The sequence below is a fragment of the Corynebacterium guaraldiae genome (assembly GCF_053480195.1).
Genome location: NZ_JBRBAU010000005.1, coordinates 124,105 through 136,356 on the forward strand (window position 1 = coordinate 124,105; position 12,252 = coordinate 136,356).

Annotated in this window: 10 protein-coding genes and 1 pseudogene; 2 read left to right on the forward strand and 9 right to left on the reverse strand. The window is 62.0% G+C overall.

Translation table 11 applies throughout. The annotated features are described in order from the left end of the window. Positions 1-51: 51 nt before the first annotated feature. Complete coding sequence (locus ACUY3D_RS05535) at positions 52-555, reverse strand: ECF transporter S component (RefSeq protein WP_230307979.1); 504 nt, start codon at positions 553-555, stop codon at positions 52-54. Between the two features lie 627 nt (positions 556-1,182). Here ACUY3D_RS05535 and ACUY3D_RS05540 point away from each other — a divergent pair. Further along, a pseudogene (locus tag ACUY3D_RS05540) lies at positions 1,183-1,569 on the forward strand (IS110 family transposase); the annotation flags it as partial. Positions 1,570-1,571: 2 nt separating this feature from the next. Here the strand turns inward: ACUY3D_RS05540 and ACUY3D_RS05545 are convergent. From ACUY3D_RS05545 to glf, 3 genes are all read right to left on the reverse strand, one after another. Beyond that, positions 1,572-2,180 (reverse strand): three-helix bundle dimerization domain-containing protein, encoded by a 609-nt coding sequence (locus tag ACUY3D_RS05545; protein WP_448240554.1) that lies wholly within the window; start codon positions 2,178-2,180, stop codon positions 1,572-1,574. Between the two features lie 50 nt (positions 2,181-2,230). Continuing rightward, positions 2,231-2,467 carry a hypothetical protein gene (locus ACUY3D_RS05550; RefSeq protein ID WP_070597020.1) on the reverse strand — a complete coding sequence of 79 codons (237 nt, stop codon included), beginning with the start codon at positions 2,465-2,467 and terminating at the stop codon, positions 2,231-2,233. Positions 2,468-2,541: 74 nt separating this feature from the next. Further along, on the reverse strand, positions 2,542-3,738 hold the full coding sequence (glf, locus tag ACUY3D_RS05555; protein WP_070597021.1) for a UDP-galactopyranose mutase: 1,197 nt from the start codon (positions 3,736-3,738) through the stop codon (positions 2,542-2,544). Between the two features lie 169 nt (positions 3,739-3,907). Between glf and ACUY3D_RS05560 the strand changes: the two genes are divergently transcribed. Then, the gene (locus tag ACUY3D_RS05560) at positions 3,908-5,848 is read left to right on the forward strand and encodes an N-acetylmuramoyl-L-alanine amidase (RefSeq protein ID WP_448240557.1); all 1,941 of its coding nucleotides are present in this window, start codon (positions 3,908-3,910) and stop codon (positions 5,846-5,848) included. A 98-nt stretch (positions 5,849-5,946) separates the two neighbouring features. Here ACUY3D_RS05560 and ACUY3D_RS05565 read toward each other — a convergent pair whose 3' ends face one another. From ACUY3D_RS05565 to ACUY3D_RS05585, 5 genes are all read right to left on the reverse strand, one after another. Beyond that, positions 5,947-7,047 carry an HNH endonuclease signature motif containing protein gene (locus ACUY3D_RS05565; protein ID WP_448240559.1) on the reverse strand — a complete coding sequence of 367 codons (1,101 nt, stop codon included), beginning with the start codon at positions 7,045-7,047 and terminating at the stop codon, positions 5,947-5,949. Positions 7,048-7,092: 45 nt separating this feature from the next. Next, a complete protein-coding gene (locus ACUY3D_RS05570; protein WP_448240561.1) occupies positions 7,093-7,938 on the reverse strand; it encodes an HAD family hydrolase in 846 nt (281 codons plus the stop codon). Positions 7,939-8,053: 115 nt separating this feature from the next. Then, positions 8,054-9,601: a glycerol kinase GlpK gene (glpK, locus tag ACUY3D_RS05575; RefSeq protein ID WP_070523843.1), complete on the reverse strand. Its 1,548-nt coding sequence runs from the start codon at positions 9,599-9,601 to the stop codon at positions 8,054-8,056. A 24-nt stretch (positions 9,602-9,625) separates the two neighbouring features. After that, a complete protein-coding gene (locus ACUY3D_RS05580) occupies positions 9,626-10,363 on the reverse strand; it encodes an MIP/aquaporin family protein (protein WP_101736142.1) in 738 nt (245 codons plus the stop codon). 74 nt (positions 10,364-10,437) lie between these two features. Then, positions 10,438-12,162, reverse strand: a complete 1,725-nt coding sequence (locus ACUY3D_RS05585; RefSeq protein WP_070531823.1) for a glycerol-3-phosphate dehydrogenase/oxidase — start codon at positions 12,160-12,162, stop codon at positions 10,438-10,440. Positions 12,163-12,252 lie beyond the last annotated feature (90 nt).

Here is a 12,252-nt window from a genome sequence, read left to right on the forward strand (position 1 = left end):
GGGCCGGGGCCGTCCCGCGTGTCGCACCGGCGCACGCGGGTGCTCCGCCGGTCACCGGGTGACCCCGCGGCTGCGAAGCCCCTTTGCGACGGCAAAGCCCAGGACCAAAAACACCAAGCTCGAGGCCAAGGCTACGGCGAAGCTGATCAGGGTCATGGGCGTGGTCGGCGAGTCGACGCCAACTGCGCGCGGGGCCATCGTTCCCATCAGCGCGGAGAACAACATCGCCGACGCCACGAACTGGGTACGCGTCCACCGCCGGTACAGGGTGACCATGAATGGAAGCTCGATGAGCAATCCTTCCATGATCAGCGCCCCGATCGCGGCGACGCCGAACGGGGTGGTCGCCGCGGACACGACGCCCATGGCAAGGCACGCAATGAGGCTCGCGCCAGGCTTGCGGACGACGATGAGGGGAACGACGCACTGCAGGAACCACAACCCGAGCGTCGCCGCGACGAGATAAACGTGGGCGATGCCGGCGAACACCTGCAGGTAGGTCAGGGGCACGACGACGAGAGACCCCGCGACGCCGATCGCGGCGGCGACGAGCATATCGCGGGTGGATGGTCGGCCACCCGCTGCGACCGGTGCGACGTGTACCAACCGCCCGTCGTCCGTCTGCGACGCCACCGCGTCGCCGTCGCCCGTCCCGTCCGGGCCCGCGTCCCCGACTCCCCCTCCGGAGAGGGGTTCTCTGGTCGATCCACGTTTTCTGTTCATCGTCGCCGCCTCGCTTCCGTTGCCGATTCCCGATCGGAACATAACTTGAAACAGTATTAGGTTAGGCAATCCTTATCAACTTATGCCAGACTCGAATTATTGACTTTGCCCCCGCTTCCCCCCATTACGTTGTTAGCAGTTCCACCTCAGGGCACCGAAGATTCATAGCCTGTCCACCCGATTGGGCTGGTTATGTTTATTTCCGGTCCCTCCGTCTGAAAGGACAGTGGAACTAGTCGCTGGCTTCGGTATGGCTTGTTCCCGCCCCTGTCTGAAAATGATCCGGGGGTGATGCCGCCGAAGACAGTGACATCCTCAAACTGCTAATAGGAACCCGACCCAGCCCAGGTGGTATGAGGTCTCACAGTAATGTGGATGCCAGCGCAAGCATGTCCGACAACCCCAGCGATGAAGCTTAAATAGTCCAACTTCTCATTCATCGCTAGGAGGCATACACCCATGGCCTATGACTTCGTCATTGGCGTAGACGTCGGCAAATACTTCCACCACGCCTGCGTCCTCGATCCCCAAGGCAGGCAAGTCCTGTCCAAACGCATCAATCAGCATGAAGGCTCGCTACGCAAGCTCTTCGGCCAATTCCTCGCCGACAACGCCTCGGTCCTTGTTATTCCCAACAACATCGGCCGGTTGACCGTCGCAGTCGCCCAAGACATGGGGGCAGATGTTCGCCATCTACCAGGGCTTGCGATGCGGCAGCTCTCTCGCATCCACGTCGGCAACTCCAAGACCGATGTACGCGACGCCTACGTCATCGCCCATGCCGGTCTTAACCTTCCAGATTCCCTGCGCAGTGTCGACCGCGTTGAGGAAGTCTTTATCCAGCTGATTTAGGCCGTGACAGCGGCATCCTCCGAGATGGGCTCGATTCCCAGGCGGTTGAGCATGTAGAGCACGCGGGCGCCGAGGTCATCGGCCAGCTCGCGGGTCTCCTCCACGGTCTCGGCGGTGGCGATGTCCCAAATCTTGATGTCCTTGCCGGCCTCGTCGCGCGGGATCTCGCGGCCCAAGTACACGATGTAATCCGGGATGGTCACCAGACGCAGGTCCTCGAGGTAGCGGTCCGGGTGCTCCGCCATGCCGCGCTCTTGAAGCACGTGGGCCATGTGGGAGTCGGGGTCGTTTTCGGGGTGGGCTACCGCGGCATCGACGAGCAGGGCCTCGCCGGCGTACTTCTTCGTCAGCGCCACGGCAGCCTGCGCCAGCGCATGGTCGGCACCTGCCGAGAAACGCACGTGGATGCGGTGGGTGCCGAAGTGCTCGCGCACCTCGCGCTCCACCATCACGGGAATGAACTCTTCTAAAGTCGCGCCAGCCTCGTGACGCTCAATGGTGGCATCGAGGAAGGAGTCAATCTCCTGGGCGGTGTACTCGTGGCCATAATCTGCGTGTAAATCCTGGCGCAACGTATCGAAACGGCGGGCGTTCGGGGAAGTCATCTCTAAACTCACTTTCTGTTCGCCTATTGTTAACCTGCTGTTAACTTTAATCAATCGTTGAGCGCCCGACAAGTTTTATGTGCGGCATCCCGGCCCCGTGCGCTGGCGAAACCTCCCAAAGAAAGGCCAAAGGCCCGCCGGGTGTTCCGGCAGGCCTTCCTGGATTGTTCCTTCTTCTTATCGGGAATGCGCGTTGCGCGACTGCGCAGCTTAAGGTGTTCCTCGAGCCGCTCCGGGGACATCTTCCACATGCTGCGGTCTGCGCGCTTCTTCTTGCGCTGAGCCATGCCGTCACCTCCTTCCATCGAGGTGTCTCAGCATAGCGCGCCACGGGGACTAACCCGTACAGGCCGCACGCGGCTTAGTGGCCGCGCTCCTGTTCCAGGGCCTTGCCCTCATTCCAGAACGGGGCCAGCTTGTTATCGAACATGCTCAGCGCGGACGCGATGGCCATGTGCATGTCCAGGTACTGGTAGGTGCCCAGGCGGCCGCCGAATAGGACCTGGTTTTCGCGGGCCTCCGCGGCGGCGAGCTTACGGTAGGCCTCCAGCTTGGAGCGGTCCTCCGGGGTGTTGATCGGGTAGTACGGCTCATCGCCCTTCTCCGCGAAGCGCGAGTACTCCTTCATAATCACCGTCTTGTCCTTGGGGTACTTATCGGCGCGCTCCGGGTGGAAGTGGCGGAACTCGTGGATGCGGGTGTAGTCCACGTCCGCATCGTTGTAGTTCATCACCGGGGTGCCCTGGAAGTCACCGGTCTCCAACACCTCCAGGTCGAAGTCCAGCGTGCGCCAGCCCAGCTCACCCTCGGCGAAATCGAAGTAGCGATCCAGTGGGCCGGTGTAGACCACCGGCGCGCTTGGCGACGCCCCCCGCACCTCCTCGCGCACGTCAAACCAGTCGGTGTTGAGACGGACGTCGATAAGCTCGTGCTCCGCCATCTTCTCCAGCCAGGCTGCATAGCCGTCGACGGGCAGGCCTTCATAGGTGTCGTTGAAGTAGCGGTTGTTGAAGGTATAGCGCACCGGCAGGCGCGTGATGTTGCCGGCCGGCAGCTCCTTCGGGTCGGTCTGCCACTGCTTGGCGGTGTAATCACGGATGAAGGCCTCGTAGAGCGGGCGGCCAATGAGCGCGATCGCCTTCTCCTCCAGGTTCTGCGCCTCATCCACGGCGAACTCGCCGGCCTGCTCCTTGATGAGCTCACGCGCCTCGTCCGGGGAGTAGTAGCGGCCGAAGAACTGGTTAATCAGGCCCAGGCCCATGGGGAACTGGTAGGCCGTGCCGTCGTGCATGGCGAAGACGCGGTGCTGGTAGTCGGTGAAATCGGTGAACTGGTTGCAGTACTCCCACACGCGCTTGTTCGAGGTGTGAAAGAGGTGTGCGCCGTACTTGTGAACCTCGATGCCGGTCTCCGGCTCGGCCTCCGAGTAGGCGTTGCCGCCCAGGTGCTCGCGGCGCTCCACGATGAGCACCTTCTTTCCCAGCTGGGAGGCTGCGCGCTCGGCCACGGTCAGGCCAAAGAATCCGGATCCAACAACGATGAGGTCATATGCAGTCATGGCCATCAGCTTAAAGCAGCAACACGTGCAAAACGGCGGGTGACACCCAAGCGAGGAAACTCGCGTGTCACACCTTCTTTCACTCCAACACCTGACGTAACATCTGTCCCGTTAGTTAACTTTTTGCGCTTCTCTTAACCTTGTGGCGCCACCATCCTAGGGAGTAACAGTGCACCTCAAACGTCGTCTTGTTCCCGCGAAATCGACGTGGTCAACGCCGGTTATCGCCACGGTCACCTCGATCGCTGTGGTCGCTGCCGCAGCCGTGGGCGGCCAAACCCTCATCCAGACCCAGGAAGCGGGCAGCGGCCCCATCGAAGTGAGCTCGGCCTCCGAAACCTTCGGCTCTGGCGAAACGGTCGTCGTGGATGACCCGGCCATCGCAGCCCAGGGCGAGGGCGAAGGCCCGCGCGCCGTCAAGCAATTCCACCGCGATGAGACCTTCTCCTCCTTCGCCGTCACGTGGAAGGGCACGCGCGATGTCGCGGCCTTCGTCCGCGCGAAGCAGCCGGACGGGTCCTGGTCCGAGTGGTACGACATGGACTCGATGTCCTACAACAACGATGACCCCAACGCCACGAACGGCACCGAGCTCATCTTCGTGGGCGATACCAACGACGTGCAGGTCTCCATCAACAACGTGGACCTGGTGACCGGGTCGAACTTGGATGAGAAACTCACCGAGTCCCCCGTTGAGGACGCCGCGCTTGACGACGCCCCCTTCAACGTCGGCGACATCGCCCCCGTTGCCGAGACCGAAGAGCTTCCGGCCAACAGCGACGTCGAAGGCCTCGAGGCTGTCTTCATGGACGGCAACGCCCAGGAGGGCGAGGGCATTGAGCCAACCGCTGAGACCGATGGCATGCCGCGCGTGGTTTCGCGCGCCGGCTGGGGCGCGAATGAGAATATCCGCTGCAAGGGCGCCGACTACGACGACGGTGTGAAGGCCATCGCGCTGCACCACACCGCGGGTTCCAATAACTACACCCGCGCGCAAGCAGCCGCGCAGGTGCGCGCTGCTTACCAGTACCACGCCCAGAATTTAGGTTGGTGCGATATCGGATACAACGCGCTGGTGGATAAGTACGGCACCATCTACGAGGGCCGCTACGGCGGGCTCGCTAAAGCTGTGCAGGGTGCGCACATCGGCGGTTTTAACAAGAACACGTGGGGTATCTCCATGATCGGCAACTACGAGACTGCGCAGCCGACGGAAGCCCTCTTGGAATCTGTCACCGACCTTGCCGGCTGGAAGGGCGCCATTTCCGGTGTCGATCCGACCTCCCGCGTCTCCCTTCGCTCGGAAGGCTTCGGTGGTTCGCGCTACCCGGCTGGTGCCCCTGCCCCGGTCTACGGCCTTTTCGGGCACAGCGACGTTCACTTCACTGCCTGCCCGGGGCGCTACACCATCGCCCAGTGGCCGAAGATCCGCCAGGCGGCGCACAAGAAGTACCTCGCCATCAAGTCGGGCGCGTCGGGCTCGACGTCAACGGACTGGGGCAGCGGCAATACCTCTACCCCAGACTCCTCTGGCTCTGCGCCGAAAAACAATGCGCCGTCTGCTCCCGCACCGGCTGCCCCGGCACAGGAGGCAACGTCCTCGCTGGGTGATACCGAAATCCCGATGGGCACCATCACCGCACTAGTCGGCCTGGCTGGCACGCTCTTCGCCATCATGTACGCCCGCTCGGACCAGCAGATTGACACGGATAAGACGGTCAATGGCCTGCCGGTGGAGCAGATCCCGGGCATCGTGACCAAGGTGTTGGCCCTGAGCAAGAACAAAGGCCTGAAGCAAACGTGGACGGCAGTTCTCAATGCCTTCGGCCCAGCACTTGGCCTGGCAGTTGGCGGTCCGGATGAGTCGGCAGGCATCATCTACCAGCTCTTCCAAAACGGCGTCGTGCTCAGTTCCGAAGACACCGGTACGCACGCGCTCGTGGGACGCATCGCCAAGGAATGGGCGTCTGGCAACAACTCGGCAACGCTCGGCTTGCCGACGTCCGACGAAGTCCCCACCGGCCTCGGCAAGGAAGTCCGCGTGCAGTTCCAGGGCGGATCCATTGTCTACAACCCGGAGACTGAGCAGATTCAGGTCTTCACGAACTAATCCCAGCCGCACCATGTGCGCGTGCAGCTCTGTGGGATCGCCGATGTTGCGGGAGCCACCCGGTGGCTTCCGCTTCGGCGTTTATTTGCGCTTGGGGTTTAGGTATCCGGTGGTGCTGAACCTAATAAGTCCCCTGTGGCTTGCTGTTTCAATGCTGCCTGTGCCGCTTGGTATGCCGGCTGCGAAGTAATCGGCTCCGCCCAGGGTGGTACATACCCCACCCCGCCCCGCAACCTAAAGACATAGCCGGCACCAGTCGGCTTATCCGGGTCATCATCATTGATGCCATTGTGATAAGCACACAACATCGTCAGATTCGGCGGATCCGTCGCCCCACCCGCCTGCCACGGCACTAAATGATGCACCTGGCAATAATCCGCCGGCTTATTACACCCCTCACGCGCACACGTCGGATGCTCCGCACTCGCCATAATCCGCTGCTCAAACCCCGCCAAACGCCGCACACGATGCAACCACACCGGCCCTATAGTCGGATGCACCAACGTCACATACCCAACCTCCGCAAACTTATAAGACACAAACTCCCGGCCCGTCATCCGCCCACCGTTGGTAAGCACGAGCTCAATATCATCGCCCTCACCCCGCACAATCTGGTCCAACTCATCCAAGGTGACCACCACATTGGTTGCTACCGCAGGCTTCGAACCCCCATGCGCCTGGTTAAAGAACACCTGACCTGCCGCATCCAATAAATCAGCCGGATTAATCGACTCCAAAGTCCCGCGCATCTCACTAATGCGCAAGGCTGAATCAGTAATCGTCAACGAATGCGGCCCCACCTTCCGATACGTCAAGCGCACCCCAGGTTCAGGCACCCGCTGCGGCCGCAACTGCTTCAAGCGTTCCTTCGCTACCTTTGGGATTTGGTGTGCTGGAGTCCCTGCCAACCTGACACGCAGATTCCACGCATCCAACTCCTTTTTCACCTTGGCGGTATACGACTCAATCAAACTCAACGTCGCCACATCATGCCTTTGAGCAACCGCAGCCGCACGCGCTTGGCGCTGCTTGCCCGTAAAACGCGTCGACCCAAAATACACACGATGCAGCCCAGCTAACTCCACCGCATCAGCCAATGAAGCGCCACGCGCGCGTAAATCATCCACACTGCCTACCGCAAGCCCCACAAGATCCAACCCCGAACTGCGGTAGGAGAAATAAGTCTCCAAATCCCCCATGCGACAAAGACTAAAACACCACCACACACCCCGCAACCGGAGATATCAGAACCAGCGCTCGAGGACCTTTGCCACACCTGCTTGATGGTGCGGCAGCGTCACTGCATCTGCAGCGGCCACGACATCCGGATGCGCATTCTCCATGGCAACACCGCACCCGGCCCACTCAAGCATCTCGATATCGTTGGGCATATCTCCAAAGGCGATGATGTCTTCGCGGGCGATACCGTGATGCTCAGCCAGCCACTTCACTCCGCGGCGCTTCGTCACGTTGGGGGCCGCAACCTCTAGAACGCCCTCGGACATCGAGTAGGTCACGTGAGCAAGCTCGGAATCAATGTGCGGCGCGATGAGTTCGTAGAGTTCCGGCGCCGAGAACGCGGTATTACGAATCAACAGCTTGACCGCCGGTCGAGACACCAACTCCCCCACGCTCACCAGCCCGAAGCCCTCAAAGAGCGCGTTCTCTGAATAGTGCGATTCCACCACGAAGAGTTCCTCAACCGGGTCCAAGACCGAGCCTCCCGCGCGCTCCGCCCCGAAGCCAACCCCGCCATGCGGTTCGAGCACCTTTGCAGCGATCTTCACGGTTTCAGCGAGGGCCTCAGGCGAAAGCTCGTGGGCGGAGAGAACGCGGTCCTCCGCCGAGTCATAAATCACCGCACCATTTGATGTCACGCAGACTGGGCGCACGGTCAGCTGCTCGAGCACGGGCATGATCCACCGGAAGGGGCGCCCAGTTGCCAGCGCAAACTCGCTGCCCGCGGCGACCGCACGGGCCACAGCTTCGCGGTTTCGCTTGGGCACCCGGTGGTTTCGGTCCAACAAAGTACCGTCGATATCGCTGATGATGAGGCGCGGAGCGTGGTCCGAGAATACTTCATTGGCCATAGCCCCGAGTCTACGTCAGGTTGAGACACACGACGGCACGGATAAGCGCCCAACGACGAAAGCGGCCGCCACGAGATTACTCGTCACGGCCGCGTCCTCGTGCGTCGTTCAGGTCTTAGGCAATCACGTCGTCATCGTCCACGTCTTCCCAGTTCAGGGAACGCTTGATGGCGCGCTTCCAATCGCGGTAGAGAGCCTCGACTTCTTCCTTTTCGCGTTGCGGCTTCCACACCTTGAAGTCACCCTGCTGGGAGCTCAGCACGCTGAGGTCATCCCAGAAGCCGGAGTCAAGGCCCGCGGCGAATGCAGCACCGGTGGCGGTGGTCTCCACGTTCTTCGGGCGGTGCACCTCCACGCCAAGCATGTCCGCTTGGAACTGCATGAGCAGCTCGTTCATCGTCATGCCGCCGTCGACGCGCAGCTCGGTGATCTCCACGCCGGAGTCCGCCACCATGGCATCGGCGACGTCGCGAGTCTGGTACGCCGTGGACTCGAGGACCGCGCGGGCCAGGTGTTTGCGGTTGGCAAAGCGGGTCAGGCCCACGATGACGCCGCGGGCATCCGGGCGCCAGTACGGGGCGAACAGACCAGAGAAGGCAGGAACGATGTAGACGCCACCGTTGTCCTTAACCTCACGGGCCATGTTCTCGATGGAGGCAGAGTTCGGGATGATCTGCAGGTTATCGCGCAGCCATTGCACCAAGGAACCGCCCATGGACACGGACCCTTCGAGCGCATAGACAGGGCGCTCGCCCTCGCGCTGGAAGCACACGGTGGTGAGCAGGCCGTTCTCGGAGAACTTCGGGGTAGTACCGGTGTTGAGCAGGAGGAACAGGCCGGTACCGTAGGTATTCTTGGCGGAACCCGGGCGGAAGCAGCCCTGGCCGAACATGGCGGCCTGCTGGTCACCTAAAATGGCGCGAATCGGCACGCCGGCCAGCGAGCCGCGCTCGCGCACGGTTCGGAAGTCACCCAGGGACGGGCGGATCTCCGGGAGCATGGACGTCGGGATACCCATCTCCTTGCACAGTTCCTCATCCCACTCGAGCTTCTCGATGTCCATGAGCAAGGTGCGCGAGGCATTGGTGACGTCGGTGGCGTGCAGGGCCTCCTGGCCGTTGTCACCGTCGGCACCACCGGTGAGGTTCCACAGCAGCCAGGTATCGATGGTGCCGAAGAGCAGCTCGCCCTTTTCAGCGCGCTCGCGCGCACCCTCGACGTTATCGAGGATCCACTTGACCTTCGGACCGGCCGGGTACGAGTTGATGATGAGGCCGGTGCGGCGGCGCCACTTGTCCGCACCCTCGTCGCCGGCGAGCTCCTTACAAATCTCTGTGGTGCGGGTGTCCTGCCAGACAATGGCGTTGTACACCGGCTTGCCCGTGTTCTTGTCCCACACAACGGTGGTCTCACGCTGGTTAGTAATACCGAGGGCGGCGATGTCTTCGACGTTGATATCGCCGTTGGCCAAAGCCTCACCCACCGCACGGCGGGTATTGCTCCAGATCTCCTCCGGGTCATGCTCGACCCAGCCCTTCTCCGGGAAGATCTGCTCGTGCTCGAGCTGGCCGACGGACACCTGTTCGCCGTCGTGGTTGAAAATAATGCAGCGGGTAGACGTGGTTCCCTGATCAATTGCTGCAACGTAGCTCTTGGTAGACATTGTTTTCTCCTTGTCGGGGTTGGTTTAAAGAACCATGGACAACAGGCCAACGGCGACGGCCGCCAGCATCGGTGCAACTACCGGGACCCATGCATAGCCCCAGTTGGCGTCTCCCTTGTCCTTGATGGGAAGGACGAAGGCGTACATGATGCGGGGGCCAAGGTCACGGACCGGGTTAATCGCGTAGCCAGTGGCGGTGCCGAGGGACAGACCAATAGAGACGATGACGAAGGCAACACCGAAGTAGCTCAGCGGGCCCAGCTCTCCTCCGGTTGGGCCGAAGGCGATGAACATGAGCAGCACGCAGGTAGCGATGAACTCGGTAACCGCGTTCCACCCGTTATTCGGGTGCGCGGGCTTGGTAAAGAAGATGCCCCCGGTGTTCTTGTTGGCGCCGGTGACGTTGCCGGCTTCGTCGAGGTTGTTGGCGTCGAAAAGCTGCTTAAAGGTAGCCCAGGCAAGGAATGCACCAAGCATGGCGCCGAGAATCTGCCCCAGCAGGTAGTAGGGAACGAGGCCCCACTCGAGGGAACCGTTCACGGCCAGCATGATGGTGACCGCCGGGTTGAGGTGGCCACCGGTGGGGTCGGCAACACTAGCGCCGATGAACACCGCGAGGCCCCAGCCCATAGCGATGACGATCCAATCCGAACCGCGTGCGCCCGAGGTTCGAAGGTTAACAACGGCGCACACGCCGTTACCGAGCAGGAGCAGCAGCGCAGTGCCGATGAACTCCCACAGGAATGCATCCATTCCGGTCATTAGATGTCCTTTCTTATCTGCCTAGGCCAAGGGCCCAGCGAGGGATATCCACCGCTCGCTGGGCCCCGTAACTTTTAGGCTTCTTCCTTGGTGGCTCGTGCGCTGCCTGCGCGCTCGAGGATGTCATTTGCCTCACGGTCGGTCAGCGCTGCCTCGGCGGCGAGCTCTGCCTCGGTGTGCTTGGTGAAGTGGGAGACTTCGCGCTCAATATCGGCCTGATCCCAGCCCAGCAGCGGGGCAACGAATTCAGCGATCGGCTGCGCAGCGGCGACGCCGCGGTCGGCGAACTCGATGGCCACGCGCAGACGACGGGTCACGATGTCGTCGATGTGCAGGGCGCCCTCGTGGGTGACGGCGTAGCGAACCTCAGCCCAGATGTAGCTCTCGGCGCCTGGAACCGGCTCGAGCAGCGTGGCGTCCTCAGCGGCTGGGGCCAGCACCTCACCGATCAGCGAGCCATAGCGGCCGAGCAGGTGCTCGATGCGGTCTTCGCTGAGGTTATAGCGGCGAGCCAGCGCCGGTACCTGGTTGGCCAGCGCGTGGTAACCATCCGCGCCCAGAATCGGGGTGCGCTCGGTAACGGACTCGGACACCTTGGAACCCAGCTCCTTCACGGCCAGGTCCACGGCGTCCTTACCAATGACGCGGTAGGTGGTGTACTTGCCGCCGGCGACGGAAACCATGCCCGGTGCCACGCGGGCCACGGCGTGGTTGCGGGAAAGGTTGGTGGTGGAATCGGACTTGCCGGACAGCAGCGGGCGCAGGCCGGAGTACACGCCGACGATGTCATCGCGGGTGATCTTGTTGCGCACGCGCTGGTTGACCTGGTCCAGGATGTAGTCAATATCCGCCTTGGTCGGGGCCGGATCCGGCAGGGATAGGCCCTTTTCCCAATCGGTGTCGGTGGTACCGATGATCCAGTATTCGCCCCACGGGATGACGAAGAGCACGGACTTTTCGGTGACGAAGCACAGCGCGGCTTCCGCGTCGAGGGCATCCTTCGGAACCACGATGTGCACGCCCTTGGAGGCATGAACCGTGAACTTTCCTTCGACGCCTGCCATCTGCTGGAGCTTGTCGTTCCACACGCCGGTCGCGTTGATGAAAACCTTGCCCTTGACGGTGGCCTCGCGGCCGGTTTCCAGGTCACGGACCTTCGCAGCGGTCACGCGCCCGCGGGCGTCCTTCTCAAAGCCAATGACCTCAGTGCCGGTACGCACGTTGGCCCCGTATTCGGCGGCGGTGCGCAGGACGGTCATGGTGTGGCGGGCGTCGTCGACAAGCGTGTCGTAGTAGCGCACGCCACCGACGACGGCGTCCTCCTTGAGGCCCGGGGTCACCTTCAGCACGCCCTTGCGGGTGAGGTGCTTCTGCATCGGAACGCTCTTGGCGCCACCCATAAGGTCATAGAGGGTAAAGCCGCCAAACATCATGACGCGCTCCCAGCCGCGGTGGGTCAGCGGGAAGATGAACTTCAGCGGCTTCACCAGGTGCGGTGCGAGGGTGGACATGTTGAGCTCGCGCTCCTTGAGGGACTCCGCCACCAGGCGGAAATCAAACATGGCCAGGTAGCGCAGGCCACCGTGGAACATCTTGGAGGAGCGCGACGAGGTGCCAGCGGCGAAGTCGCGGGCCTCGAGCACAGCCGTCTTCAGGCCACGAGTGGCCGCATCCACGGCGGCGCCGGCGCCTACGGAACCTCCGCCGATGATGACGACGTCATAATCCTCGGTGGAGTAGTCGTTCCAGGTCTTTTCAAAATACTCAGGGTTGAAGCTTGTAATACTCGTCGTGCTCATTGTTGACTGAGTCTCCTCTCTCGCTGCACGGCGTCAGAAAGTCCTGTCCAGTTGACGGAATGCGCAGCATATCGTGCTCATCCACCACGA